The organism is Pseudomonas sp. NMS19W (genome assembly GCF_051554255.1).
GTDB classification, from domain to species: Bacteria; Pseudomonadota; Gammaproteobacteria; order Pseudomonadales; family Pseudomonadaceae; genus Aquipseudomonas; species Aquipseudomonas kribbensis.
On the sequence record NZ_CP136718.1, the window covers coordinates 2291980 to 2317057 of the forward strand.

A 25078-nucleotide genomic window follows, 5' to 3' on the forward strand; every position below is an offset into this window, starting at 1 on the left:
AAAAAAGTCTTGGCGATGCTGGATTCACAGTTGCTGTTTCAGCTCGGTTGACTTCGGCAATATCCCCCGATCGGTCCCCTCTCCCTCCGGGAGAGGGCTAGGGTGAGGGCGCTTTTGGCACCCGCCACAAATACCAAGCCGCCACGGTGCGATACGGACTCCACCCCAACCCGATCTCAACCATCTGCCTGCGCGCAGGCTGCATCTCCAGCCCCTTCAACCGCCGATACCCCTCACGCACGCCAAAGTCATCCGCCGGCAAAATATCCGGCCGCTCCAGGCTATAAATCAGCAACATTTCGACAGTCCAGCGCCCAACCCCGCGCAAACTGACCAACCGCTCAATCAGCGCCTCATCCTCCATCGCCAGCGCAGTCAAATAATCCGGCACCACACCATCCAGTGTCGCCCGGGCAATCCCCTGAATCGTCGCAATCTTGCCCGCCGAAAACCCGCAACTGCGCAGCCGATCAAAGTCCGTCGCCAGAATCTGCTTCGGACGCGGAAACGTCTGCCCGGGAAACAGCCCCACCAGCCGCCCGACAATCGCATCGCCAGCCTTGGCGTGCAGTTGCTGATAGGCAATCGCCCGCACCAGCGATTCATAAGGATCCCGCGCCGGATGTGGTTGATGCAGACATGGGCCGACCGCAGCGATGTGGCGCTGCCAGTCGGCGTCGAGGCTGGCCAGAAACTCGCTGGCCGGTTGATAAGGATCGGGCATGGCTTACTTCAGCAGACTGTTGACTTCGCCATAGGTGAAGGCCTTGAGGTCGTGGGTATCGAGCTTGCCGCTGGCGAGGAAGCTTTTCACCAGCGAACCCATGGCGCCGTACATGAACTCGGCGATGCCGGAGCCGGCACTCAAGCGGCGTACGCCGAGGGATTTCAGTTCGTCGGGGGAGGGCAGGCCGGCGAAGCCGAGAACGTTGACCGGCAGGATCGTGCCCTTGCAGATCGCTTCGATTTCGTAGGCGGACGTCACCCCGGCGGCGAACAGTCCATCGGCCCCGGCCGCCTGATACAGCGCGGCGCGGTGCAGGGTTTCGGCGACGCGATCCTCGGCCGGCACCAGACTTTTCAGATAAACGTCGGTGCGGGCATTGATGAACAGTTTCACATCGCGTTTGTCGGCAATCTTGCGCGCCACTTCGATCTTGCGCGCCAGCAGTTCCGGCGTGCCGCTGCCGTCTTCGATATTGATCCCGACTGCGCCTGCCGCGACCACCGCGTCGATCACTTTAGCGACCCGGTCAAGGTCATCGGAATAACCGGCCTCGATGTCCACGCTCAGCGGCACCTTGATGACACGGGCAATCGATTCCACGGTGTTGATCAAACGCTCCAGCGGCAGGGTGTTGCCATCCGGGTAACCATGGGCCCAGGCCACGGCGGCACTGCTGGTGGCGACGGCTTTGCCACCAAGCTGCTCGACCAGCCGCGCGCCGGTGGCGTCGGCGACGTTGGTCAGGATCAGCAGGCCATCGTGGTGCAACTGGTGAAACTGTGTGTCGAGCGCGTTCATCGAAATCCCTTCTTGTCGTCGTTCAGAAAGCCAGCGGTTGCGTCAGTTGCACGGCAGCGTTTTCCAGCCTGAGCAGAAACGCCTTGCGCGGTTGCCCACCACCATAGCCGGTCAGCGAGCCGTCCGCACCGATCACCCGATGGCACGGCACCACGATCGACAGCCGATTGTGCCCGTTGGCCAGACCCACCGCGCGACTGGCGCCGGGTTTGCCCAACCGCGCCGCGATGCTGCCGTAGGTGCTGGTGTGGCCGTAGGGGATTTGCCGCAGTTCGGCCCAGACCTGACGGGCAAACTCGCTGCCGGGCAGGTGCAGCGGCACACTGAATTCGCTCAGTTTGCCGGCGAAGTACAGCGTCAGTTCGTTTTCGATCTGCTGCAAATGCGCGTTGTGTCCCGGCGCGACCACGTAGCCGTAGCGGTTCTGCAGTTCTTCGACTTCCCGGGTCAGCGCCGGGCGGTCGAGAAACTCCAGCAGCACCAGTCCGCGTCGTTCGGCCATGGCGATCATCGGCCCCAACGGCGTGGTCAGGCGGGTGAACAGCAGCGGTTCGCTGGTCGCCGCACGGCCTGGCGTGATGTGGAATGACTTCTGGAACGCATCGCGAAAGCCGCTGAGGGATTCATAACCGGAGTCGAACGCCGCGTGGTCGATGGAGGTGCCTTGCTTGATCCCGCCCAAGGCCACGCCGAGCCGACGGGTGCGCAGCCACGCATGAAACGTCATGCCGAAATGCTGCTTGAACCAGCGCCGCAGTTTCAGCGGCTCGATGCCTTCGGCGAGCAATTGTGCATCGCTCCAGCGCAGCTCCGGATCGGCGTCGACGGCTTTCAATAGCCGTTGTACCCAGTCCGGGGCGATGGCGGCAGCGTCCAGCGGCTTGCAGCGCAGGCAGGCGCGATAACCGGCGGACAGGCAGTCGTCAGCGTGGGCGAAGAATTCGACGTTTTCCGGTTTCGGTTTGCGCGCCGTGCAGGTCGGGCGGCAAAAGATCCCGGTGGTTTTCACCGCCGTGAAGAACACGCCTTCATAGGCAGTGTCGCTTGCGAGCATGGCGCGAACCATTTCGGCGTGAGGGGGCAGGACAGCGGTCTGTATGTTCATGGGCCGAGGATAAAACCAGTTATTCGATGGCTCCACCGAAAAATCGACAGTGAATTTTCGGGCCGCTGCACTACAGTGATCGGGTCGCTACAACTCGGGAAATGAAGGTATGCCACCGTTCACGATTCACCACATCGATCACATCGTGCTGCGCGTCGCCGATCTGCAACGCAGCATTGATTTCTACGACCGGGTCTTCGGCGCCGAAGTGGTCAAGCGCAACGAAAAATTCGGTCTGGTGCACCTGCGCGCCGGCACGTCGATGATCGATCTGGTCGACCTCGACGGCGAAATCGGCCGCAAGGGCGGCGCCGCTGCCGGCAGCGAACGGCGCAATGTCGATCACTTCTGCCTGCGCATCGAGCCGTTCGATGAAGCGGCGCTGATCAGCCATCTGCAATCCTGTGGCCTGACCGTCGACAAGGCCGCCACCCGTTTTGGCGCCGAGGGCAACGGCCTGTCGCTGTACTGCTTCGACCCGGACGGCAATCAGGTCGAGCTCAAAGGCCCGTCCGAAGCTTAGGCCCGCTTGGCCATCAACAACACCGATGCCGCCGCCGACAACAGCCCCGCGCAGCAGCGATTGAAAATCCGCTTGCCGCGCGGCTCGGCGAACCAGCGGCGCATGTGCAGGCCCATGTAGGCGTAGGCGCTGATCGCGATCCATTCCAGCAGCAGGAACAGCACCCCCAGCAGCATGAACTGCGGGGTGATGGCGCGGTTCGGGTCGACGAACTGCGGCAAGAATGCGGTGAAGATGAGTATTGCTTTTGGATTTCCTGCGGCCACCAGGAATTCCTGACGTGCCAGTGCCAGCAACCCACTCGCCGGCGCCGTAACGGCGTCTTCAGCGGCAGGATTGGCTCGCCAAAGCTGCCACGCCAGATACAGCAGATACCCCGCGCCGACAATCTTGATTCCATAGAACAACAGCTCGGACGTTTGCAGCACCACCGCCAGCCCCGCCGCCGCGAGGGCGATCATTCCGGCGAACGCCAGCAATCGGCCGACCCCGGCCACGCAGGCGCGGCGATAGCCGTAACGGGTGGCGTTGCTGACCGACAGCAGGTTGTTCGGGCCGGGCGCCATGTTCAAGGCGAAACAGGCGGGCAGAAACAGGGAAAGGGTGGCGAGATCCATGGCGCGGGCTCCGGTGGCGGGACGGCTATTTTTATCATGCTGATGGCGGGCCGGAACCGTACAGTCAGGCTGCGGAGTCGCGGTACAGCGATTTTCGGGCGTGAATCCGTTCGAACTTTCCGCCGCCCCGTCAACTCTGAAACCGTCACAGGGTGATGAATCCGCCAGAAAAAATCATCTGCCGGGTCAGAAAGGACAATTGCCGTGTAAGCTTTCGCGCCATGCGTTTTCATTCCCCAATGGCCCCAGGCGGCCCACTGTACGAGCGACTACATGCAAGCAAAGGCCCGCGAGGTTCATGTGCCACCGGTGTTGCAGGACCTGCGCGCCGGCACCGCCGAACTGCACATCGCCCTGGAAAAACGCCTTCCTTTTTTCTCCGACACCCTTGATCTGCACGCTTTCGAGCGATTGATGCGCGCCTATTACGGCTTCTATGAGCCACTGGAAGCCGCGTTGCAGGACAGCGGCGCGATCCCCGCCGATTTCGATCTGGTTTCACGCCTCAAGGCGCCGACCCTGCAACGCGATCTGCAAGCGTTGGGCGCAAATCCGGAGGTTTCCTCAATCTGCCGCCAGTTGCCCGCCATCGACTCCGCCGCTGCAGGTCTGGGCGTGCTGTACGTGCTGGAAGGCGCGACCCTCGGCGGGCAAATCCTGCGCCGGGAAATCGCCACACGGCTGAACCTGGGCGCGGACAACGGCGCGGCATTTCTGGACATCTACGGCGCTGCCACCGGCCGGCGCTGGCGCGACTTCATCGAATACCTGGGCAGCCGCCCGATGGACGCCGACGAGCGTGAAGCCGTCGTGGCGGCCGCTCACACCACATTCAGCTGTTTCGAGCGCTGGCTCGAAAGCCAGGAGGTTCTGGTATGACCCCGCAAGACAAAGAAGCCTTTGAAGAGTTGCTGGCCAACTGCGCCGACGAGCCGATCCGCTTTCCCGGCGCGATCCAGCCCCACGGTTTGCTGTTGACCCTGAGCGAGCCCGAGCTTTCGATCATCCAGATCAGCGCCAACGTCGAGACCTTGCTCGCGCGTCCGGCACCGGAACTGATCGGCCAGCCGCTGCCAAGCCTGATCGGCGATGCCCATGCCGCCCAGGTTCGCGAGGCCTTGCAGCAACCGACCCTGTCCGACGCGCCGCCGCTGCACTTTCGCCTCAACGGCACGGCGTTCGAAGGCTTGCTGCACCGGCATCAGGATGTGTTGATCCTGGAGCTGGAAATCCACGTCGAAAACTTCCAGCCGCGCAACGTCGCCGGCACCGAAACCCACCTCGGGCGGATGCTCGCGCGCCTGCAAAAGGCCCAGAGCCTGCAGGCGCTGTACGACATCAGCGTCAAGGAAATCCAGGCCATGACCGGTTACGACCGGGTGCTGATCTATCGCTTCGAAGAGGAGGGCCACGGCCAGGTCATCGCCGAAGCGTCCGATCCGTCGATGGAGGTCTTCAACGGTTTGTTCTTCCCGGCCTCGGACATCCCCGAGCAGGCCCGGGAGCTGTACCGTACCAACTGGCTGCGGATCATTCCGAATGCCGACTATCAACCGGTGCCGCTGGTGCCCAAGTTGCGTCCGGACACCCAGACCCCGCTGGACTTGAGCTTCGCCACGCTGCGCAGCGTGTCGCCGATCCACTGCCAGTACATGAAGAACATGGGCGTGCTGTCGTCGATGAGCATTTCCCTGCTCAAGGGCGACAAGCTCTGGGGCCTGATCAGTTGCGGCAACCGTCAGCCGTTGCACGTGCCCCACGAATTGCGCACCGCATGCCAGACCATCGGTCAGGTGCTGTCGTTGCAGATCAGCGCGATGGAAGCGCTGGAAGTCAGCCGTCAACGGGAGGAAAAGGTCGAGGCGCTGGCATTGCTCAATCAGGCGATGATCGATTCGCCGCAAAACGTCTTCGATGGCCTGGCTAACCAGCCACAAGTTCTGATGGCGCTGGCCAATGCCGGTGGCATCGCGATCATCGAAGACAAGCAATTGCACCGTTACGGCAATTGCCCGGAGCCGGAAGACATTCGCGCCCTGCACAAATGGTTGCAGGAGCGTGGCGAGCCGGTGTTTGCCAGTCATCACCTGGCCAGCGTCTACCCGCCGGCCGCGCAGTATCAGCAGGTTGCCAGCGGCGTGCTCGCCATGAGCCTACCCAAACCGGTGGATAACGGCGTGCTGTGGTTCCGCCCGGAAGTCAAAGAGAACATCAACTGGAGCGGCGACCCACGCAAGCCGCTGGACCTGGAAAACTCCGATGCCGGCCTGCGCCTGCGGCCGCGTACCTCGTTCGAAATCTGGAAGGTTGAGATGGCCGGGATCTCCACCAAGTGGAGCCATGGCGATTTGTTCGCCGCCAACGACCTGCGCCGCTCGGCACTGGAAAACGACCTGGCCCGCCAGGTGCGTCGCGAGCAGGAAGCGGTGCGGGCTCGCGATGAGCTGGTGGCAGTGGTTTCCCACGACCTGCGCAACCCGATGACCGTCATTTCGATGCTGTGCGGCATGATGCAAAAGGCTTTCAGCTCCGACGGGCCGCACACTTCGCGGCGCATCTCGACTGCGATCGACACCATGCAGCAAGCCGCCGGGCGCATGAACACGTTGCTGGAAGACTTGCTCGACACCTCGAAAATCGACGCCGGGCGCTACACCATCGCGCCGCAGAAACTCGATGTCGCACAGATGTTCGAAGAGGCGCAGTCACTGCTCGCGCCGCTTGCGCTGGACAAGGACATCAGCATCTCGTTCGAGGCCGATCCCGATCTGAGTATTCATGCCGACCCGGAGCGGCTGTTTCAGGTGCTGTCGAATCTGGTCGGCAACGCGATCAAGTTCACGCCGCGTCTGGGCACGGTCGATGTGTTTGCCAAATCGGTCGGTGACGACATTGTCTTCACGGTGCGCGACAGCGGCGAAGGCATCCCCAAGGATCACCTGCCGCACGTGTTCGACCGTTACTGGACGGTGAAGGAAGGCAATCCGAACGGCACGGGGCTTGGTCTTTACATCACGCAAGGCATCGTCGAGGCCCATGGTGGGCGGATTGTTGCCGAGAGCGAGCCGGGGCAGGGCAGCGAATTCCGCTTCACCGTGCCACGTCTGGACTGAGAATCGGCTCGCGACGGGTGGCCTGCAACAGGGCCACCCATTCGGCGGCGAATCGATGGCAGTCGCCGGGCCAGCGGGCCGTCAGCAGGTTGTCGTCGCGCACCACAAAACCGATTTGCGGGTTGTCTGCCTGGTCGCGTTTGGCAATGAGTGGCCCGCGCACGAAGTCGGACTTGCGGGCCAGTGCGGCGGTCACTTCCGCCTCGACGGTCTGCTTGTAGGTGCGGTAGTAGCGCCCCAGCCACGCAGCGGTCATCAGCCACGCCGGCAATTCCATGGTTGCCGCCAGCAGTGCCGTGACCTTGCGCCCGAACAACACCGAACGTCCGGTGTCGGGATCGAGCGTCCGGGCCAGCAACAACACGCCATGACACACCGCTGCCACGGGTTTTTCGGCCTTGAAAAATTGCAGGGCGATCTGCTGGGCCTGTTTGGATTCCAGCAGTGTGCGCATCCCCTTGGCGTGGCCGCCGGGAATCAGCAAGCCGTCAAACTCCTTCGAGTCGACATCGGCATACGCGAGCGGCTTTTTGAACGCTTCGGACTCGATCATTTTCGCGTAACTGTCCAGATCGGCCCTGCGCGTCATCAGCATCGAACTCAACAGGCCGAAACCGATGTCCACCAATCGTGGATCGGCGTGGGCGGGCAAGCCTTGTGGCGTGGCAAAACGCACTTCGATGCCCGCATCGCGCATGGCCTGCCATGGCACGCTGCTTTCGGTGGGGTCGTAATCGGCGGAGGGCAGCAGAATCAGAATCATCGCGGGCGACTTCCTGGTCGAGAGTGGTCACTGAGGTAGAGCGTAGTGGGTCTGCGCGTTCGGGGGTAATTTCGTTCAATACTCAGGGCTGGGCGCTGGTTACCGTGAGCGCCTTGTTCCTCGATTTGAAGCAGGTGTGCGATGAGTCTGATTGTGTCGATGGCGGCGTTTGCCCTGGCCGCGTCCATTACCCCGGGGCCGGTGAATATCGTGGCGTTGAGTTCGGGGGCGCAGTTCGGCTTTCGCGCCAGTCAGCGGCATGTGGCCGGAGCGACGCTGGGGTTTGTATTGTTGCTGGTGTTGATGGGGCTGGGGCTGCATGAAGTGCTTATGCTGTGGCCGTCGCTGACCCGCGTGGTGCAACTGGCCGGGGTGGCATTTCTGCTGTTCATGGCCTGGAAACTGGCCACCGATAACGGGCAGTTGAATGCGGGAGAATCGGGCAGGGCGCCGTCAATGCTCTACGGCGCGGTGATGCAGTGGCTCAACCCCAAGGCCTGGCTGGCCTGCGTGGCGGGGATGGGCGCGTTCGTCGCCGATGGCGAAGCGCGGCTGGTGTGGCAGTTTGCGGCGGTGTATCTGGTGATCTGTTATCTGTCGGTCGGGTGTTGGGTGTATGCCGGCACGTTCTTGCGTGGCTATCTGCACAATCCGGCGGGGATGCGCTTGTTCAACCGGGTGATGGCGTTGCTGTTGGCGGTGAGTGCGGTGTACTTGTTGCTGCCCTGATCCGCACCCCGACAAGCGGGGTACGGGCTCGTAATCTGTTCAACCGAGCGTCGTCAGAATATGCCGTTCAGTTTCCTGAAAACGTGGGGCGGCATGGCTGTGAAGCTGTTTCTGCGCAGTTGACTGATCGAGTACAGCGCACTGGCAGTGCGGCCGTTGCCATCAGCGAAACCCTGGAAGCCGACGACCGCTGCCAGCACGTGTTTGTCAAAGTGCTGATGGTTCGCGTCCAGGTTCTTCAAGTGCTGCTCAAGCAATGCGAAACCGGTAGGGCTGCTTCCATATTGGGTTGGCGTACCTGCGTTGCGCACTTTTCCGGCGAGTTCCGGTACGAGTCTGCGATGGATTTCCCTGATCACATTCGGGTCGGTCAAGGAGGCCCCGTTTGAGCTGTATTCGCGCAGCACGCCAAGGATATTGTCGAAGTCATTACCGCTGGAACTCGAGCCTTTCAACATCCAGGCCGTCGCGCGTTGTGATGGATCGGTGTAGCCCAGGGGATTGAAGAGTGCTTCGGGCATCACGTCGTTGTACGGCGCCTTGCCCAGGTCCAGGTTCAGTACGTCTTGTTGATAGCCCTTCATGTAACGGGCTTTTTTGCTTTCCAGCTCGTAAAGGACAGTGAGTCTTTCTGTGTAGATCTGTGCCGTGTTGCGCACATCGTTGAGTTGGACCGGGTAGGTTTTGAAGAGCGCTTGCGTCAGTTCGTCCATTGCCTGTCGGCCGATCAGGGATTCCAGGTCACCGGCCTGTTTCGATTGAAGCGCTGTTTCCATGACGGCGTTGTTCGCGAGGTGCCGCCATTCCGTCTCGGCAACCTTCGCGGGCAGCTTGAAGTGCTGGTCGCTCAAGTGGGCGACAACTTGCTGCACCGTCTCGAGGGTGTCGTTTTTCAGCAGTGCCCGTGCGTGGGATACCGTGTCCAGGGACATCCGTACCTGTGCAGCCGAACCCGTGTGGTCAATGGCCTTGAGCAGGTCGTAGCTATTGGCGCCCGTCAGATAACGCAAATGCTGATGGGGTTTGCGCAGGGCCCCGACGATATGGCCGCCGAGTTTTGAAGCGCCGCGACCGATCAGCTTGCCACCGCTCTTGATCAGCCCGGGGAGTCCACTCAAAGGGTTGAACAAGCTCAGTGTCGTACTGGCAAGTATCCGGGACCCGGCAAGCAGCCGGGTCGCCAGGGACGAGGCCTTGCTGGCGGTCAGCGCGATCCTGGCGGGCACGGCTGCAAAGGACATCACCACGACGGCGGCGTCAACGATGCAGTCGAAAATGGCCGGGCCCTGCTTTTTGGGGTCGCCCGAGGAGAGCCCTTCCACACAACTCTTGAATGGAATGATCATGTTGAGAATCGCATTGAAAATGGCGTCGGTCTTTTCAATGGCTCGCTCCCGGTCGCTTTGATGCAGACCCAGCTGGTGTATTTCGCTGTGCGTCAAATGCGGACTCTTTTCGGCGACCAGTCTGCCCAGAGCCGTTTTGCGAGGCGAACGCAGGAGTGTTGTCGGAAAGTCCGGATCGAGTCTGCGCCAGATGCGCGCAGTTCGCCGATCTTGCGCAGAAACAGCCGGGATTTGATGCCGCTTCTCGGTGCCACGTTCTGTAGATAGGCCTGGAGGTCGACTGGCACATTTTCAATTTTTTTCAAATTGGCGAATTGTGTGTCGAGTTTGAAGTAGTCACCTGAAACGAGAGGGGCGAAGAAGTCCTCGAGTTCAGGGGCTTCACGACACGTCATCCGCAGGGGGAACAACTCGAAGCAGGCAACTCTGTTGTGCAGGTACTGGGCACAGAGAATAACGCCGTAACGACCGGTTTCTCCGGGCAGTTCCGCCGCAGGAATGGTCACACCCGGACGGCCGGAAGGAGCTTCAGCCCTGTAGTCTATCTTCTGTACGCTGTACAGGCCGATGGCACCATATTCGATCTCTGGCAAAAGTTTTGGCGAAAGTTGCGAAAGTGCAAATTCAATATTGTTCGCCAGTGCGCCGGTGATGTTGTCGAAGTATCTCCAGACTTCCGGGTCGTAAAGTTCGGCAACGGGAAACAGATGTTCCAGTTCCGGAAATGACTCGTAAATACTCTGGCCTCTGACACGGTCCCAGTCCCGCGTGTGAAGTTCATCCCCCAGGTACAGATCAAGTACGGATACCTTGCGTCCGCCGCCGCCACCGCTGCCCCGGTGCTTGACCAGGGTCTCATCCGGATCGCATTCGGGATACCGACGGTTCAGTTCATTCAGCGCCAGTTGTCGGCGGTCGGGGAGAGGGCTGCTCAGGGCTTCGACGGCACTCAGCATCTTGTCCGTGTAGCGCGCATATTCGTCGCAGGCGTGCCTGATGGCCGTTTCGTCGACGGTATTGTCACTGTTGCGGGAAATGACCTTGTTCATCAGTGCCCAGGTCACCACCGGATCGACCGAAAGAGGCGCCTGCATGGCTGCCAGTTGCGGCATCGCCCTGACAGACTGGCCGAACCCCATCAGATGCTGATAGGTCATGTCGCGGGAGACGCCCGGAACCAGCGACTCCACCAGATGAAGCGTCTGGCAGCCCACCACCCACGCCGGCGTTCCCATACGCATCTCGGCCGGCCAGTGCGCAAACTGATATTCCGGAGCCATACCGCCCAGTGCCCATTGTGCTACCAGAGGGGCAAGCAACTCGTTCAGTTGCAGCGTTTCGACCAGGTGTCTTTCCAGTCGCGTCCGCACCTGGGCTGGATGCAGGTGCAGGAAATCGCTGGCATAAAGGTCGAATCCCGCGAAGCGGGTGGACGCGATGTCCAGTTCCGGGTCGAGGTCCAGCAGCATGGCGGCAATCAGCAATTGCTCGATGAGTTCCCGTGGCGGCGATTTGGCGGCATCGGCAAACCACCCCAGCGCATCGATGTATTCCCGGGCCTCCCCGGAAGCCCAGACGGCCATTTCCGTCAGTCGCTGCAAGCGGTAGCCGTTGCTGGTCTGCAAGGTGTCTGGCGAAGTACTCTCCAGCAACAGATGGGTGCCGAAGGCGCTTGCCAGAGGCATTTCCCCACCCGTGTAGGCCTCGGTGACTTGCGCGATGATGGCCCGTTTTTCTTCATCGAGCTCGTAAGGAGAATCGGCCGGAGCGTCCAGCACTTGCCAGTAATTTGCAAACCTGGGAGCGTCGGGCAGCCTTGAGAAATGCAACAGATCGATCAGTGCCCGAGTCTCCTCTTCATTGACCGGAAGGTGCAGTTGCTGGAAGCGCAGCCATTGGCCGACGAGCAGGGTTCCACCGGTCGTTATCCAGCCGCCGCACAGGCTGGCGATACGGGCCAGCGCGTTCAGTTCTTCGCTGAAGCCTGCCAGACCGGCGACGTCCGGGGTGATGTCTCGCGGCGACACATACTGTGTTGCGGGCGCGTTTGCGTTACCGGCGAGATTGGGAAAGGAAAAATAAAGACGGCCCGTTTCGTTGACCAGGAAGATGGCGGTTTCGGGAACTGAGTGCCGTTCGCGAATTTCGGAAAAACCGGAGCGTCGAAGCAGAATCGACAAGGACACACTGGCGCTTCGATGGACCCTGGAAAACAGGGAACCTTCCACGATGGGGGCCTGGATACGGTCCCACTCCCAGGCAAGTTGCTTTACAGCGTACGGACTTTCAATAAAGTGAATAAGCGTGTCGGCAATACTCTGCTTTTGTTGTTCATCTAAATCGGCGTCAAGTTTTGAAATGTCTGTTTGCATTGAATAAGCTCGGCTTGAAAAAGAATGAGTGGGAGGGTGCCGAGATTAAATGAGCGATCGAAAAAGTGTGGTTGAAGTTGTGTGTGAAAGTGTTTTGCGAATGAGGGGGGAGTGTGAGAGTTGAAGTCGATATATCCTGGACGCTATAAATATGCTGAGGGTTGGTGATGTTTTTATGAAGTCTGGATTCTCTTGTTTCATATTGTTTGAAACATGATTTCTGTTTTTGCCGTAAGTGTGACGGGTCTTGGGTTTAAAGGTGTTTAAGGATGCTTCCGGCAAGCCACAACACCTTGCGCCGTTGCCTACGCATCCGCCAGAATCCGCCGGCTTGTGGGCCTTGGGGCCGGGTTCTATCGTGTGTCGGTCGCTGACGAATCAGCGACCGGACTTGACCGTCCGACTCAATCAAGGCGCCAGCGTGCCGTTTCCGTTCAGCTCTCGTGGCTGTTCGTTTTATGGCGGTTGTGCGCGGGATACCTTCGGGTATGCCGGGTTCCTTGATTCCCGGTCGGTCAACCCGCGTACAGCTGCCACCTGTTTCGATTGACCGCGAACGGTTGCAGCTCCGCCTATCAAGGAGCTTCACCATGATCAAACCAACGCCAAACCCACCCGAAACCGACCCGACCTCGCCCTACGAAACCCTCGACTCCAAGAAATTCCACGAAGCCGCCGACCGCGCCCTCGACCACTACCTCAATCCGTTCCATCCCAGAAAACCGCTGCTCAAACCCAACACCCGCTACCTCATCGCCCCCGGTATCCCGAACGAAGAACTGCTGGCCGACGCCTGCGAAACCCTGACCTCGGCCAAAACCATGGCCAGCGACTTCGCCGGGATGATCGATACGCCGCAGCGGCATGTGCTGCTGGGCATCGGGCAACTGATCATGCTGGCGGAACTGGCGGTAAATCGGGTGCTGGATAACCTGGAAGTGAAGGCTGAGACGCCGCTGTAGCCTGAGCATATAAAAAACCGCCGTCCCGATTGATCGAGACGGCGGGTTTTGTCATTTTACTTCCAGCTTTATGGCTACAAAGCTGAAAAGCGAGCTCACAGGCGAAACCGTTGGTCAAAACCTTCCTCAACCTGTCAGATCTGACAGTAGCCAAATCCCCCTTTGATCGCCCAATAACTCCACCGCCCCCCTTCGGCAGGAGTTCCCATCATGCTCGTCCAACCCAAAAAAGCCATTGGAACAGCCACCTTGCTCGACCCAGACATCCCCGGCGCCAAGCTGCTGCCGACCGGTGAATGGGCCATCAACCGTGCCGCCGCACTACTCAACTTCCCCACTAAGGGGCTCAAGGCGCAGATACCGGTCTGGTCGAACAAGAGGCTGGCCGACAAAGTGGAGCTTCTGTTCAATAACCAGGTGGTCGATCATCAAACCATTACCATGGATGCCCTATCGGGTGACGCGCTTCAACCAGGCGCCAGAGCCTTTTGCTCCACCGTTCAAACTCTTGGTCAAACTGGAAATCCCCGGCGGCCAGGACATCGATCCCGGGCAGGGACACTCCAACCTGCACATGGAGTTCAGGCCGCCGGAAATTGTCCAGGACGGTGTCGACAAGGACACTGCCGCAAAGGGTGTGGACATTTGGATAACTGCCAAACCCGGCAGCGGCTCCAACCTGCCGTACCCCGACATCGCCGTCGGCGATGTGATCTGGGTGAGCTGGGGCCCCATAATGGTGCCGTCGGATCCCGTTACTCAGGCGCAGATCGACGACCCGCTGAACAACCCTATCGTCATCCACATCAGCAAGGACGTCATCCTCGCGGTGGGTGACTCCGGGAGAGACGGGCTGGCGGTGTCCTTCTTCGTCAGAGACTTTGCTGACAACGAATCCGAAGACTGGTGCAAGGAAACGCGCATCATCGTCGACACCGGCAAGTCGCGGCTGGAAGCGCCGATTGTTAAACAGGCTAACGGGAACGAACTCGACGTCAATCAGTTGGGTAAAGAGCAATTGGTGCTCCAGGTCTTTGCAGCATCGTCCGTTGACTACAACCTGGGCGACATCATCATCATGTACTTGGAGGGCATCACCTCCGACGGCAAAAACATCCGGGTCGTTGCCCGCCAGACCATCGACAAAAACCCACCGCTGGTGGTCGAGGTGCTGATGGACAACGACGGTGCCCGGGCACTGGCAAAAACCCAGGCGGTGTTTTTCTTCGACCTGGAACGTGGCGGCAGCATCATTCAGCGCTCCAAAGGTCGCTTCATCAATATCATCGGCGAAACCGAACGGCTGGCAGCTCCCATCGTCGAAAGCGCCGTGAGCGGTGCGCTGGATCCGGACCTGCCGAACGTGATCGTCCGCATCCCCTACGATCCACTGATCACCCCGGACAACGCCATTGAAATCCACTGGAGCATTACCCTTCCGGACGGCACCCTTTTCGAGCCCGAGCTGGACTGGTACTTTCCGACCCAGCAGGAGGCCGATGACCCCGACGGCTTCTTCGACACCATCTCAGGCCCCGATTACCTGAAACCCGGTGAAGGCGGCACCCTGGTGGTGTCGTACGACGTGCTCAGCGAAGGCGAGAACGGCGAGATCGTTCGCAGACCTTCCCCGCCAGCCTCGCCATTGAATATCGGCGAGCCGAAACTTGAGCTGGTTCCGGCCATCCTGCTCGGAGAAAAGGACGGTACGTTTGAACCCAACAGCCTGCCCAACGGTATCAGCGAAGTCACCTGCCCCAACCCGGTCAACAACCCGACCCTGCCCAAGGATGTGGTGCACTGGCAATTGTATGATGCCCAGGGTGTGCTGCTGTTTACGGACAACAAAACCCTCAACTCATTGAGCGCCGGCAAGCCCGTGAAATTTCCGCTCAATGCGGCGTTTGTACAGCAGTACTTTGAGGCCCATCGCGGTGAACAGCTGAGTATCCGCTACCACATCGTTCGAGATGCGGCGGGCAAGACCAGTTATTCGAATCCGTTGGAGTTTTACATCGGTGGATTCACCAGCGATGTCACTACTTTCGACAATGACAAATGGAATGGCTGGAGGGCAATCACTCCAACTGACTGGGTTTTTGTAAGCATCGACACGGACCGACGGGCAAGAAACAGTACTCAGACCGACAATTCTGATGGAGTGGTTTTGCAAAAAAAATATCACGGGATGATTGTGGGAAAAACGTATTCGTTTTCGATTGAACATGCTCGTACAAAAAGTTTTTACGCGGTACCACGTCTTTCTCTTTCCGCAGGTGGACAGACAATCGCAGGGCCCGTAGATATTGTTCAAACTACCCTCCAGACCCTATCCGGGACTTTTACTGCCTCGGCAGTCTCAGTGGAGTTGGCCGTTGTAAGTCATGAGGCTTCGGGATACGGAAACGACTACGAACTTTCCAGCATGAAGGTCATTCGACTCTCATAGCCTGCAAAAAGTCGGAAGGAAAAAGGGGACGTATGATCTTGTCCCCAAAGTAAAAGTGAGTAAAAGGGGACGTATTTATTTACCTGAGTAAAAGGGGACGTATTTATTTACCTGCGGCAAAGTCATGAACAGTGACTTTGCCGGTTACCCTCACGGCCCGCAGCAATGCGGGCCGTTTTGTTTTTTACCCCCGATACTGCCCCGGCGTAGCCGCCAGATGCTGCTTGAACGCTCGTTGAAAATGCGCCTGATCGGCAAACCCCGCCTCCAGCGCCACATCCGCAATCAACTGCCCGCGCCGTAAACATTCGCGAGCAAACTGAATGCGCTGGTTGACCAGAAACGCGTGGGGCGTCATGCCGAAGTACTGTTTGAAGGCGCGGATCAAATAGGACGGTGACAGTTCGGCAGCGGCGCAAATGTCGTCGAGGCTGAGCAGCTCGGTGCAGTGCTGGCGGATAAAGTCGGCGGCGCGTTCGAGTTTGAAGTTCGGTTCGCGCAGCGGTGGTTCGACGGGGTTCAGGCGCAGTTGCAGGTCGCTGAAGAATTCCACCGCTGCGCTCTGTTTGCGCAGCACGTCTTGCTGATCGTCGACCAATACCGCGTACAACGCATTCAAATCGCGAAACAGGCGGGCGTCATTCAAATGGGTATCGGAAAACCGCCGAAACTCAAGCTCCGCACTGAACCCCAACTGATGCTGCAGATCCGTCAGCCACGGCGTTTCCACATACAGCATCAGATACGACCACGGCTGATCGTCGATCGGGTTGCAGGCGTGCACATCCCCCGGATTCATCAGCACCACCGTGCCGGCCGTCACTTCGAACGATGATTGTTCGTGCACATAGGTGCTGCGCCCGGCGGTGATCGCGCCGATGGAAAAGTGCGCGTGGGAATGTCGGGAATAACAGACCTCACGCCCATCGGCGATGGCCCGGGCTTCGATGAAGGGCAGGGTGTCGTCGCGCCAGAAGCGCGGGGCTTGTTCGGGGTTCCTGGTGGCGGCTTTCATTTTTGGGGTTCTCGGCAGGCCAGCGCCCGAGTGTATTAGCTCTGGCCGGCGAAGGCTCGCTCCAGTTCGGCGATGTCGAGTTTTTTCATCCCGAGCATGGCTTGCATCGCCCGTTGGGCCTTGGTCTGGTCGGCGTCGGTCATCATGTGCATGAACGCCACCGGGACGATCTGCCACGACACGCCGAACTTGTCCTTGAGCCAGCCGCATTGCTGCGCTTCCACGGGCCCGCCGGCACTGAGGTTGCCCCAGAAATGGTCAACTTCCTCCTGGTTCTGGCAGTTGACCTGAAACGAAATCGCCTCATTGAACTTGAACATCGGCCCGCCATTGAGGCCGGTAAAGGTGTGGCCGTCGAGTTCAAAACTGACGGTCATCACCGAGCCTTCCGGGCGGCCGTGAAACTCCTGGCCGGCCTTGCCGTAGTGGGTGAGGGCGGTGATTTTCGAGTGGTCGAAGATCGAGCAGTAAAACTTCGCCGCCGCCTCGGCCTGATCGTCGAACCACAGGCACGGAGTCAGTTTTTGAAAGCGTTGCATGGCAGTCATCCTCGGCAGGTTGGACACGCTGGATTAATAGCGTAGTCAGTCCGGGGCAGGGCGTAGGCGCCATAGATCGACAAGTGCGCCCAAAAACGATTGTCGTTAGACTTGCCGCCCCGATTTTGCCGCAAGGATGCTCTGCAACATGTCTGTCTCTCGTTCATTGTTTTTTCTCTGCCTGTTTGGCACCGCTTCGGCCAGTGCCGACCCGCTGAGCTGCCAGCTCACCGATCCGGCAAACAGCTACAGCATCGATGTGAAAGTCGACCACCTGCCGATGCAGAACTTCGAACCGGTGGCGGCGCAAGTCACCCTGCGCGACAAGTCCAGTGGCGAAGTGCTGCAACGCATCGATGCTGTCGAGGCTACCGATTTGATTCCGCTTGACGATTCGGCCCGGACATTGCGATGTGACGAACAACGGCTGTTAGTGTTTGGCGACTTCAATTTCGATGGGCATCAGGATCTGGCAATCCGTAACGGCAATGACGGCGGCTACGCGGCAGCCTCCTTTGACGTCTATCTGTTCGATCCGTCGAGCCCGGTGCTGGTGCTGAACAAGGCATTGTCGGCGCTGACTCGCGAACCGTATCTGGGGTTGTTCGAAGTCGATTCCACTGCTCGACGGCTCGTCAATCATTCGAAAAGCGGTTGCTGCTGGCGTCAGACTATCAACTGGCAGGTGCAGGACAATTCGCCGGTCAAGGTGGCCGAAAAAGTCGAGGTCGCGCAGCGGCCGTCCGAAGGCAGCCCGCTGATGCCGGCGGGTTATACCGATGTCACCCGGCGAGAATTGAAGGACGGCAAATGGCTGGAGCAGCGTCGCCTTCAAGGACCGGTGGGTGAAGCGCCGGTGATGTTGCGGGGCAAGCTCGACGGCAGGATCGCATTCGAGCTGTGGTGGCAGATGTTGGGTGGTGTCTACATTGGCGAGGTTCGTTACACGAAAACAGGCAATGGCCAGCCGATCCGGCTGGTGGGCGAACCCTACGACGACGGCGCCGTGTTGCTGCATGAACTGGATGCCCAGGGCCGTGTCACCGGCGACTGGTACGTGGCAGGTGAGCCTGATGAACATGGCTTTCAGGGCGGAACATGGCACGAGGGCGACAAGTCCCTGATCTTCGAAGCACGACCGACGGCTTTTCGGGTTGCAACGCAAAAATTTCAAGCGCCCGCCGACAATCAGCGTGAAGGACGGTACGTGATGATGGCGTCGGACGGGCGATCGGCCTGGCTGACGATCAAGATTACGCCGGCCACCGAGAAGGGCGCGGGTGAGCAGGCGTCCATCCAGATGGCTGTGACACAGGCTGGAAAACCACCCCGCCAGGAAACCCGGCAATGGCCGTTGCAGGCGGGCAATCTGGTGATCGGTCAGGATCAGATTGCCGAGCCGCTCTACCGTTTACGCCTGCTCGACGGGGCGGTACAGGTGGATGGAGCCGGTGATTTTTGGGATTTCAGAGGGGCTTACGTCAAACAGCCTTGAAGATAGTTTGTTGTCCTAATGACAATGGTCGAAGTCAATATGACTCTTTCCTGTTCGAGTCATATTGACTTCATTTTTGTTGGGGTCCTTGATTTAAAAGGATAAAAAATCTGGCACGAGAGTTGATATGGCTTCTGTACAAACTGATCCGCTCAGGAGTACGAAACATGTTCACTTTCTTCGAGAGTCCGCTGAACGTTCTGCACCTGTCGAGCAAAATGCTCGTCGCCGGTCTGGTCATGTTGCTGGCCGGGATCTACGGCGCTTATCTGTATCAGGGCCACATTCCGATTGCGCTGCTGGTGGCGATGCACGCCATGACCATCGTCGGTCCGACGCTGATCAAGATCGGCTATGTCATGCGTTTGCTGTCGCAGTATCGGCTGGCTCGATACCCAGCCCTGGCGGTGGCCTGAGATGCGCAGACTCGCCGCAGCACCTGTGTTCAGCCTGGGTTTTCGGCCGCTGTTTCTAGCCGGTGCCGGATTTGCCGCGCTGGCGATTCTGATCTGGGGTTTGTGGCTTTACGGCCACTGGTTCGACCTGCAACCGGTGGGCGGCATGCTCGCCTGGCATCGGCATGAAATGCCGTTCGGTTTCGCAGCGGCGATCGTTGCCGGGTTTCTGCTGACGGCGGTGCCCAACTGGACGGGAATTCCCGGCGTGCGCGGCGGGGCGTTGATTGCGTTGGTGATCGTCTGGTTGCTCGGGCGAGTGGCTTGGTGGATGCCGTTGCCCGTTGGATTGATCCTCGCGTTGCAATGGGCCTTTCTGCCCTTGCTGGCGGTGATGCTGGCGCGGGATCTGATCGCTGCGGGCAAACGTGACAACTATCCGATTGTGTTGGTGCTGGGGTTGATGGCGGGTTGTCAGGCGCTGACTTTGATTGGCCTGTACAACGACGACGCAGGCCTGCAACGCCAGGGTGTGCTGGGCGCGTTGTGGCTGGTGACGGCGCTGATGACCGTAATTGGCGGGCGGGTGATTCCGTTTTTCATTCAACGCGGCTTGAACCGTCCGCCCGCACCGTCCGCCCATCCATTGCCAACACGGTTGCTGTTGATCGGCAGTCTGCTGACGGCGATCACGTTTGCGGCGGGTCTCAACGATTCACCCCGGCTGTGGCTGGCAGCGCTGTTTGCGCTCACTGGCAGTTTGCAAATGTTGCGTCTGATCCGCTGGCATGATCGCGGGATGTGGCGGGTGTCGCTGCTCTGGTCGTTGTACCTGGCTTACGCCTGGATGGCGCTGGCGATCTGGGCCATGGCGGCTTGGCATCTGGGACTGCTCGGCCAGCAAAGTCTGGCAACCCATGCGCTGGCCGTTGGTGGTGTCGGCGGCTTGATTCTGGCGATGATTGCGCGGGTCAGCCTCGGTCACACCGGCCGGTTGTTGCAGCCACCGAAAGCCGTGGTGCTGGGGTTTGCACTGGTATTGATCGCGGCGGGTTGTCGGGTGTTGCTGGTGCCGTTTTCCAGTCTGGGGCTTGGGTTGTCCGTGGTGCTCTGGTGTGCGGCTTTTGTTTTGTTTTTACGCCATTACACCGGGATCCTGCTCAACCCGAGGCTGTAGCTTTTTCAGTCACGACGCTCGGCAATCATCAACAACGACTGCGGCACGGGGCTTTGCGGATGCTGCGGCTCCCGCAGGCTGGTCAACTGAAACCCGGCCATGTCCAGCGCATTCAGCCAGCTGGACAAGGTGCGAAAATACCACGGCATCGGCTGCCACTGGCCTTTGAACCCGTCGAAGGTTTCCTCCCGCCAGCCATCCTGATAATCACCCGCTGCCACCGACCACGGATGCAGCGTCTGGATCACCAGCGCGCCGCCCGGCAAGAGCAGGGCGTTCATGGCGGCGAGCAGCGGGATGATGTCCTGATGCAGCAGGGAAAAGTTCGCGCAGATCAGGTCGTAGCCATGGCCGATGTCGACTTTTGCTTCCACCAGCTCTTCATAACTGGCGACGTACACCGGAGACGATCCCGCCGCTTGTGCGGCCTCGACCAGCGTCGCATCACCGTCCACACCGACTGCGTCGAACCCTCGCTCAGCCAACGCCCGCAACAGCCAGCCTTCGCCGCATCCCAGATCGAGCACGCGCTCCGGCTGGCGCCCCATCAACGTCAACAGAATCGCCTGATCGGTGACTTGTTGGCGGCTTTCGATGGCGCCACTGCGGATGGCTTCGGTCCAGGCCTGAGCGTTCTGGCTCCAGCTCTGCAAAAGGATGGATTCAGGCGAGGACATGACGAACTCCAAGAAAGCGGGTGCAGGCAAGGATAGGTCAGGTGCAGTCCGCCAGACGAATCCGGTTGCGTCCGCCGCGCTTGGATTCGTAGAGCGCGCTGTCACCCTGTTCGATCAATGCCGCGAGGCTGGCCGGCGGCTGGTCGAAGGCTTTGGCGCCGATACTCAGCGTTACCGCTTCCGGGGTGACGTAGGATTGAGAAGTCATCTGCTGAAACTGCTCACGCAACTCACTGCCCAGCACCATGATCTGTTCGTGGGAAGCATCGCCCAGCAACATGACGAATTCGTCGCCGCCCAGCCTCGCCGCCAGTGCGTCCTGAGGCAACTGCGAGCGGATCATTTCGCTGAGTGAGATCAGCAGGCGGTCGCCGGCGGTGTGGCCATACAGATCGTTGATCAGTTTGAAGTTGTCGATGTCGATCAGCAGCAGGGCGCCGGGGCGGGCGTTGGAAACTTGATCGAGCAGGCGCGGCGCGCGGACTTCGAGGGCGCGGCGGTTGTACAGTGCGGTCAGCGGATCCCGGGCGGCCAGTTCGGCAATCTGCTTTTCCCGGCGGTAGCGCTCGGTGCCGGTCATCGACAGCGCGATCAGCATGATTGCCATCGCGCCTTCGACCAGAGAAATCTGAATGATCGTGCCGCGAAACGCCGCCAGGTCGATCAGTGTGCCCGGAAGCACCGCCGTAATCGCCTTGGCGAAATAAAACAGTCCGTGAATCAACAGCACATAACGCAGTTGCACGGCGCCAATGCTCAATGATTTGCCGTGAGGGCGCAGCAGCAGACTGGCCCGCAGCATCAGCACGGCAACCAGCAGCGAGTTGGCCATCAGCATGATCTTCGACCACGACGGATCTTCCGGTAACAGCAGTAGCGCCAGCCACGCGAGGAACATCAAGTACCAGGCTCGCGACAACGATCGCTGGGTAAACCGCGCAACGCCCAGCAGGAACAGCCAGTGCGCAACGACCAGCAAGCCGTTGGCGAACCAGATGCCGATCAGCGGATAACCGTTGGCGCGCAGCAGGGCCAGGCTCGAGCCAACGGTGATGGTGGCGAAACCGGCGCTCCAGAACAGCAACGAGGATTCGCGGATGCCGCGCCATTCGACCGCCAGGTAAAGGGCGGCCGCCGCTGCCAGGGCGGTGGAAATGGTCAACATCGTAAGGGGGTCGAGCGCCATGAAGGGAGTGGTCTGTCTGAATGGTGGTAATGGGCCACGATTGTAAGCGTTCCCCCAGTGCGCTGCTATTTTCACTCACCGGATATTCCATTTGCGGGAGGTGTGCCATGGATCGACTGACGGGCGGTTGCCTGTGTGGCGCGGTGCGGATCGAAACGACGGGCCGACCCTGGCGGGTTGGCGTTTGCCATTGTCTGGATTGCCGCAAACACCATGGCGCGCTGTTTGCGTCGGCGGCGATCTTTCCGGCGGAGGCGGTGACCATAACCGGCGAAACCCGGGACTACGCCGGGCGGTTTTTCTGCCCGCGCTGTGGCTCGTCGGTGTTCGGTCGCAGTGGCGATGAAATCGAGGTCAGTCTGGGCGCGCTGGATGCGCCCGATCGGTTGCAGCCGACTTATGAACTCTGGACGGTGCGTCGCGAGTCGTGGCTGCCGGCGTTTCCATTGGCCAGACACTATGTGGGTAATCGCGAGGGGGCGGGGAGAACCGAAGAGTAGCCGGGGTCAGGTAGGGCGCCTGACCCCGGCGAATAAAATCAGCCGCGAATAAAGGCCAGCAGATCGGCGTTGATCGTCGGCGCCTCGGTGGTCGGCATGCCGTGGGGGAAGCCCGGATAAATCTTCAGCGTGCTGTTTTTCAGCAGTTTGGCGGAGAGCACACCGGAGTCTTCATAAGGAACGATCTGGTCGTCATCGCCGTGCATCACCAGCACCGGGATCGAGATGCCTTTCAGATCCTCGGTGAAATCAGTCTGGGAGAACGCAACGATCCCGTCATAGTGCGCCTTGGCGCCGCCCATCATGCCCTGACGCCACCAGTTGAGCACGACAGGCTCCGAAGGCTTGGCCCCCGGCCGGTTGTAGCCATAGAACGGACCGGCCGGCACATCGTGATAGAACTGCGCACGATTGGCTGCCAGTTGGGCCTGAAGATCGTCGAACACCGACTTCGGCAGGCCGCCGGGATTGCTCTCGGTTTTCACCATCAGCGGCGGCACGGCACTGATGATCGCGGCTTTGGAAACCCGATCCTCGCCATGCCGGGCAATGTAGTGAATCACCTCCCCGCCACCGGTGGAGTGGCCGACGTGCACGGCTTTCTGCGTCCCCAGATGATTGACCACCGCCGCCACGTCGTCGGCGTAGTGATCCATGTCGTGACCGTCCCAGACCTGGCTGGAACGCCCGTGACCACGTCGGTCGTGGGCTACCACCCGGAAGCCCTGGGCGAGGAAGAAAAGCATCTGCGCATCCCAATCGTCCGCGCTCAGTGGCCAGCCGTGATGGAAATGGATCACCGGAGCGTCTTTCGGGCCCCAGTCCTTGTAGAAGATTTCGACGCCGTCTTTCGTTGTGACATAGCCCATGTTCGCTACTCCTGAAAAATGCGGAACGGAAACGTGAAGGGGGAAGACAAGCGTTATGAACTCTAGGATTGAAGTGCACTTTAAGGTCAAGGAAGTTCCGAACGGTCATCGCTGGCGTGAATGGTGGGCCATAGCCGTTGAGCGCTTGACCTTAAAGTTTGGTTGAACCTTAGAGTGGCGCTGACCGGCCACCTGCCGGGCCACTCATCGAGAAAGGTCAGCGAACATGAGCAAGCGCTTTACAGAAGTCGAATTCGGATCGCATAAGGTTGAGGTGCTGGAGGGCGGCTACTACGACCGTTTCCGCATGAACCCCAACCTCGACGAAGTGGCCCGGGACAAGGCCGCCGGCAACATCGACTTCTTTCGGCGCATTCCCAAGCAGCAGGTGGCGTCGCGAGTCGGGCCGACCTGGGCACCGAACTTCTATTACCGATCCGGCAGCGTGCAGTTGCTGTTCCTCGCACCGCTGGATCGCTTGCGCGCCACGTTGCCGGCGCCGCTTGAGCCGCTGCGGGCGTTTCCCGGTTATGGGCTGGTGGCGCTGACGTTTTTCTCCTACTCGGTTTGCGACAACGACCCGTACGACGAAGTCTCCGTGGCGATTGTCGTGCGTCGCCCCGGCGCCCGTGGCTCCCACGCGCTGGAGCTGATGGACGCCATGCGCCGACGCAGCTTCACCGCCCATGTGCTGGCGCTGCCGGTGAACACCGAAATCGCCCGGGTGCGCGGTGTGCACGGCTATCAACTGCCCAAGTGGCGCGCCGACATCAACGTGAACATCGGCACCAGCGTCAGCGCCCGCATCGACGGGCCCAAGGGCCTGCCGGACCTGGTCCTGAAAGCGCCGCTGCCGACCCTGAAAAACGTCACGTCGCAATCACGCATGAGCACCGCCACCATGATTCATCAGGTCGACGGTCTGTGGCATCAAAGCGTGGTGCAGAGCAACACACTATCCTTTGCCCAACGCCTGTTTCCCCGCGATGTGCAGCTGGACCGCAATGGCGGCCCGCTGAGCCAGTTGCTCGATGGCCTCGGGGCGTCGCGGATCCTGCGTCTGGACGTGATCAAGGACGCCCAGATCGTGCTCAATCTGCCGGTGCCGCTGACAGCACAGCCATGACCGGTGGTCGCGGCGGCTGGTCGTCGGGGCAAAATGCGCTTAGCTGAAAGGGATAAGCCGAGGCGTGCACGGCATCGAATGCTGTCGCAACGCCCCTTCAGAACACCGTGAGTCTGAGGAAATCCCCGATGCTGACCTTGAACATCAATGGCAAGGATCAGGAGCTCGATGTCCCCGCGGACATGCCGTTGCTCTGGGTTCTGCGCGATGTCGCGCACCTGACCGGCACCAAGTTCGGTTGTGGCATGGCCCAGTGCGGGGCCTGCACCGTGCACGTCGATGGCGCTCCGCTGCGCTCGTGCATCACACCGGCCACCGCCGTCGCCCATGGCCAGAAGATCCTCACCATCGAAGGTCTCTCGACCGACGGTTCGCACCCGGTGCAACTGGCCTGGGCCGAGCTGGACGTGGTGCAATGCGGCTACTGCCAGTCCGGGCAGATCATGTCCGCCGCCGCGTTGCTGGCGAAAATCCCCAAACCCACCGACAGCGACATCGATCAGGCGCTCTCCGGCAACATCTGCCGCTGCGGCACCTATCCAAGAATCCGCGCAGCGGTCAAACGTGCCGCCGACATCGGCTGAGCGAGGGGAGG

The 25078-nt window shown here is 60.2% G+C and carries 24 protein-coding genes; 12 read left to right on the forward strand and 12 right to left on the reverse strand.

Features of this window, described 5'->3' with window-relative positions:
- Positions 1-97: 97 nt before the first annotated feature.
- From R1A29_RS10445 to R1A29_RS10455, 3 genes are read right to left on the reverse strand one after another with little or no spacing between them, the layout of a single operon-like run.
- Positions 98-724, reverse strand: coding sequence for a DNA-3-methyladenine glycosylase family protein (locus tag R1A29_RS10445; protein WP_438301390.1), 627 nt, complete (start codon positions 722-724; stop codon positions 98-100).
- A gap of 3 nt (positions 725-727) precedes the next feature.
- Positions 728-1525 carry an isocitrate lyase/PEP mutase family protein gene (locus tag R1A29_RS10450; protein ID WP_438301391.1) on the reverse strand — a complete coding sequence of 266 codons (798 nt, stop codon included), beginning with the start codon at positions 1523-1525 and terminating at the stop codon, positions 728-730.
- Between the two features lie 22 nt (positions 1526-1547).
- Positions 1548-2630 carry a bifunctional transcriptional activator/DNA repair enzyme AdaA gene (locus tag R1A29_RS10455; RefSeq protein ID WP_438301392.1) on the reverse strand — a complete coding sequence of 361 codons (1083 nt, stop codon included), beginning with the start codon at positions 2628-2630 and terminating at the stop codon, positions 1548-1550.
- A gap of 109 nt (positions 2631-2739) precedes the next feature.
- Here R1A29_RS10455 and R1A29_RS10460 point away from each other — a divergent pair, with 109 nt between their 5' ends.
- The gene (locus R1A29_RS10460; RefSeq protein ID WP_085733099.1) at positions 2740-3153 is read left to right on the forward strand and encodes a VOC family protein; all 414 of its coding nucleotides are present in this window, start codon (positions 2740-2742) and stop codon (positions 3151-3153) included.
- Here the strand turns inward: R1A29_RS10460 and R1A29_RS10465 are convergent.
- A complete protein-coding gene (locus R1A29_RS10465) occupies positions 3150-3770 on the reverse strand; it encodes a LysE family translocator (RefSeq protein ID WP_192560445.1) in 621 nt (206 codons plus the stop codon). The two genes, R1A29_RS10460 and R1A29_RS10465, sit on opposite strands and share 4 nt — an antisense overlap.
- Before the next feature lie 273 nt (positions 3771-4043).
- On the opposite strand from R1A29_RS10465, the gene R1A29_RS10470 reads away from it, so the two are divergent.
- Together R1A29_RS10470 and R1A29_RS10475 are read left to right on the forward strand one after the other, a co-directional pair.
- Positions 4044-4649, forward strand: coding sequence for a biliverdin-producing heme oxygenase (locus R1A29_RS10470; RefSeq protein WP_438301393.1), 606 nt, complete (start codon positions 4044-4046; stop codon positions 4647-4649).
- Complete coding sequence (locus R1A29_RS10475) at positions 4646-6883, forward strand: ATP-binding protein (protein WP_438301394.1); 2238 nt, start codon at positions 4646-4648, stop codon at positions 6881-6883. Before R1A29_RS10470 ends, R1A29_RS10475 begins: the two co-directional genes overlap by 4 nt.
- Here R1A29_RS10475 and R1A29_RS10480 read toward each other — a convergent pair.
- The gene (locus R1A29_RS10480) at positions 6861-7646 is read right to left on the reverse strand and encodes a type 1 glutamine amidotransferase domain-containing protein (RefSeq protein ID WP_438301395.1); all 786 of its coding nucleotides are present in this window, start codon (positions 7644-7646) and stop codon (positions 6861-6863) included. The genes R1A29_RS10475 and R1A29_RS10480 overlap by 23 nt on opposite strands.
- A 141-nt stretch (positions 7647-7787) precedes the next feature.
- On the opposite strand from R1A29_RS10480, the gene R1A29_RS10485 reads away from it, so the two are divergent.
- The gene (locus tag R1A29_RS10485; protein ID WP_438301396.1) at positions 7788-8375 is read left to right on the forward strand and encodes a LysE family translocator; all 588 of its coding nucleotides are present in this window, start codon (positions 7788-7790) and stop codon (positions 8373-8375) included.
- A gap of 53 nt (positions 8376-8428) precedes the next feature.
- On the opposite strand, the gene R1A29_RS10490 is transcribed toward R1A29_RS10485, so the two are convergent.
- On the reverse strand, positions 8429-9817 hold the full coding sequence (locus tag R1A29_RS10490) for a hypothetical protein (RefSeq protein WP_438301397.1): 1389 nt from the start codon (positions 9815-9817) through the stop codon (positions 8429-8431).
- The gene (locus R1A29_RS10495; RefSeq protein ID WP_438301398.1) at positions 9814-12093 is read right to left on the reverse strand and encodes a hypothetical protein; all 2280 of its coding nucleotides are present in this window, start codon (positions 12091-12093) and stop codon (positions 9814-9816) included. Before R1A29_RS10495 ends, R1A29_RS10490 begins: the two co-directional genes overlap by 4 nt.
- Before the next feature lie 590 nt (positions 12094-12683).
- Here R1A29_RS10495 and R1A29_RS10500 point away from each other — a divergent pair.
- Positions 12684-13055, forward strand: coding sequence for a DUF6124 family protein (locus R1A29_RS10500; RefSeq protein ID WP_438301399.1), 372 nt, complete (start codon positions 12684-12686; stop codon positions 13053-13055).
- 457 nt (positions 13056-13512) lie between these two features.
- Positions 13513-15504 carry a hypothetical protein gene (locus tag R1A29_RS10505; protein ID WP_438301400.1) on the forward strand — a complete coding sequence of 664 codons (1992 nt, stop codon included), beginning with the start codon at positions 13513-13515 and terminating at the stop codon, positions 15502-15504.
- Positions 15505-15688: 184 nt separating this feature from the next.
- Here the strand turns inward: R1A29_RS10505 and R1A29_RS10510 are convergent, their stop codons facing one another.
- A complete protein-coding gene (locus R1A29_RS10510) occupies positions 15689-16519 on the reverse strand; it encodes a helix-turn-helix domain-containing protein (RefSeq protein WP_438301401.1) in 831 nt (276 codons plus the stop codon).
- Positions 16520-16554: 35 nt separating this feature from the next.
- Positions 16555-17058, reverse strand: coding sequence for a VOC family protein (locus R1A29_RS10515; protein WP_438301402.1), 504 nt, complete (start codon positions 17056-17058; stop codon positions 16555-16557).
- A 148-nt stretch (positions 17059-17206) separates the two neighbouring features.
- On the opposite strand from R1A29_RS10515, the gene R1A29_RS10520 reads away from it, so the two are divergent.
- The 3 genes from R1A29_RS10520 to R1A29_RS10530 all read left to right on the forward strand — a co-directional run bounded on the left by R1A29_RS10520 (position 17207) and on the right by R1A29_RS10530 (position 20125).
- Positions 17207-18553 carry an XAC2610-related protein gene (locus tag R1A29_RS10520; protein ID WP_438301403.1) on the forward strand — a complete coding sequence of 449 codons (1347 nt, stop codon included), beginning with the start codon at positions 17207-17209 and terminating at the stop codon, positions 18551-18553.
- A gap of 167 nt (positions 18554-18720) precedes the next feature.
- Positions 18721-18969, forward strand: coding sequence for a transmembrane sensor/regulator PpyR (locus tag R1A29_RS10525; protein ID WP_438301404.1), 249 nt, complete (start codon positions 18721-18723; stop codon positions 18967-18969).
- Between the two features lies 1 nt (position 18970).
- Entirely contained in the window at positions 18971-20125 is a 1155-nt protein-coding gene (locus R1A29_RS10530; RefSeq protein WP_438301405.1) for an NnrS family protein, read from the forward strand.
- A 5-nt stretch (positions 20126-20130) separates the two neighbouring features.
- Here R1A29_RS10530 and R1A29_RS10535 read toward each other — a convergent pair whose 3' ends face one another.
- Complete coding sequence (locus tag R1A29_RS10535) at positions 20131-20802, reverse strand: class I SAM-dependent methyltransferase (RefSeq protein WP_438301407.1); 672 nt, start codon at positions 20800-20802, stop codon at positions 20131-20133.
- 37 nt (positions 20803-20839) lie between these two features.
- Positions 20840-21988 carry a GGDEF domain-containing protein gene (locus R1A29_RS10540; RefSeq protein ID WP_438301408.1) on the reverse strand — a complete coding sequence of 383 codons (1149 nt, stop codon included), beginning with the start codon at positions 21986-21988 and terminating at the stop codon, positions 20840-20842.
- A 107-nt stretch (positions 21989-22095) separates the two neighbouring features.
- On the opposite strand from R1A29_RS10540, the gene R1A29_RS10545 reads away from it, so the two are divergent.
- Positions 22096-22488, forward strand: a complete 393-nt coding sequence (locus R1A29_RS10545) for a GFA family protein (RefSeq protein WP_119426572.1) — start codon at positions 22096-22098, stop codon at positions 22486-22488.
- 38 nt (positions 22489-22526) lie between these two features.
- On the opposite strand, the gene R1A29_RS10550 is transcribed toward R1A29_RS10545, so the two are convergent.
- Positions 22527-23357, reverse strand: a complete 831-nt coding sequence (locus tag R1A29_RS10550; RefSeq protein WP_114882277.1) for an alpha/beta fold hydrolase — start codon at positions 23355-23357, stop codon at positions 22527-22529.
- A 226-nt stretch (positions 23358-23583) separates the two neighbouring features.
- On the opposite strand from R1A29_RS10550, the gene R1A29_RS10555 reads away from it, so the two are divergent.
- Both R1A29_RS10555 and R1A29_RS10560 read left to right on the forward strand, forming a co-directional pair.
- Entirely contained in the window at positions 23584-24483 is a 900-nt protein-coding gene (locus R1A29_RS10555) for an acetoacetate decarboxylase (RefSeq protein ID WP_438301409.1), read from the forward strand.
- A gap of 128 nt (positions 24484-24611) precedes the next feature.
- Positions 24612-25067 carry a (2Fe-2S)-binding protein gene (locus R1A29_RS10560; RefSeq protein ID WP_438301410.1) on the forward strand — a complete coding sequence of 152 codons (456 nt, stop codon included), beginning with the start codon at positions 24612-24614 and terminating at the stop codon, positions 25065-25067.
- Positions 25068-25078: the final 11 nt, after the last annotated feature.

Coding starts and splice junctions, on each gene's coding strand:
- R1A29_RS10500 (WP_438301399.1), top strand. CDS start 12,684: ATGATCAAACCAACGCCAAACCCACCCGAAACCGACCCGACCTCGCCC.
- R1A29_RS10520 (WP_438301403.1), top strand. CDS start 17,207: ATGTCTGTCTCTCGTTCATTGTTTTTTCTCTGCCTGTTTGGCACCGCT.
- R1A29_RS10495 (WP_438301398.1), bottom strand. CDS start 12,093: ATGCAAACAGACATTTCAAAACTTGACGCCGATTTAGATGAACAACAA.
- R1A29_RS10535 (WP_438301407.1), bottom strand. CDS start 20,802: ATGTCCTCGCCTGAATCCATCCTTTTGCAGAGCTGGAGCCAGAACGCT.
- R1A29_RS10515 (WP_438301402.1), bottom strand. CDS start 17,058: ATGCAACGCTTTCAAAAACTGACTCCGTGCCTGTGGTTCGACGATCAG.
- R1A29_RS10485 (WP_438301396.1), top strand. CDS start 7,788: ATGAGTCTGATTGTGTCGATGGCGGCGTTTGCCCTGGCCGCGTCCATT.
- R1A29_RS10450 (WP_438301391.1), bottom strand. CDS start 1,525: ATGAACGCGCTCGACACACAGTTTCACCAGTTGCACCACGATGGCCTG.
- R1A29_RS10560 (WP_438301410.1), top strand. CDS start 24,612: ATGCTGACCTTGAACATCAATGGCAAGGATCAGGAGCTCGATGTCCCC.
- R1A29_RS10475 (WP_438301394.1), top strand. CDS start 4,646: ATGACCCCGCAAGACAAAGAAGCCTTTGAAGAGTTGCTGGCCAACTGC.
- R1A29_RS10545 (WP_119426572.1), top strand. CDS start 22,096: ATGGATCGACTGACGGGCGGTTGCCTGTGTGGCGCGGTGCGGATCGAA.
- R1A29_RS10530 (WP_438301405.1), top strand. CDS start 18,971: ATGCGCAGACTCGCCGCAGCACCTGTGTTCAGCCTGGGTTTTCGGCCG.
- R1A29_RS10540 (WP_438301408.1), bottom strand. CDS start 21,988: ATGGCGCTCGACCCCCTTACGATGTTGACCATTTCCACCGCCCTGGCA.
- R1A29_RS10525 (WP_438301404.1), top strand. CDS start 18,721: ATGTTCACTTTCTTCGAGAGTCCGCTGAACGTTCTGCACCTGTCGAGC.
- R1A29_RS10455 (WP_438301392.1), bottom strand. CDS start 2,630: ATGAACATACAGACCGCTGTCCTGCCCCCTCACGCCGAAATGGTTCGC.
- R1A29_RS10445 (WP_438301390.1), bottom strand. CDS start 724: ATGCCCGATCCTTATCAACCGGCCAGCGAGTTTCTGGCCAGCCTCGAC.
- R1A29_RS10555 (WP_438301409.1), top strand. CDS start 23,584: ATGAGCAAGCGCTTTACAGAAGTCGAATTCGGATCGCATAAGGTTGAG.
- R1A29_RS10465 (WP_192560445.1), bottom strand. CDS start 3,770: ATGGATCTCGCCACCCTTTCCCTGTTTCTGCCCGCCTGTTTCGCCTTG.
- R1A29_RS10460 (WP_085733099.1), top strand. CDS start 2,740: ATGCCACCGTTCACGATTCACCACATCGATCACATCGTGCTGCGCGTC.
- R1A29_RS10550 (WP_114882277.1), bottom strand. CDS start 23,357: ATGGGCTATGTCACAACGAAAGACGGCGTCGAAATCTTCTACAAGGAC.
- R1A29_RS10470 (WP_438301393.1), top strand. CDS start 4,044: ATGCAAGCAAAGGCCCGCGAGGTTCATGTGCCACCGGTGTTGCAGGAC.
- R1A29_RS10510 (WP_438301401.1), bottom strand. CDS start 16,519: ATGAAAGCCGCCACCAGGAACCCCGAACAAGCCCCGCGCTTCTGGCGC.
- R1A29_RS10480 (WP_438301395.1), bottom strand. CDS start 7,646: ATGATTCTGATTCTGCTGCCCTCCGCCGATTACGACCCCACCGAAAGC.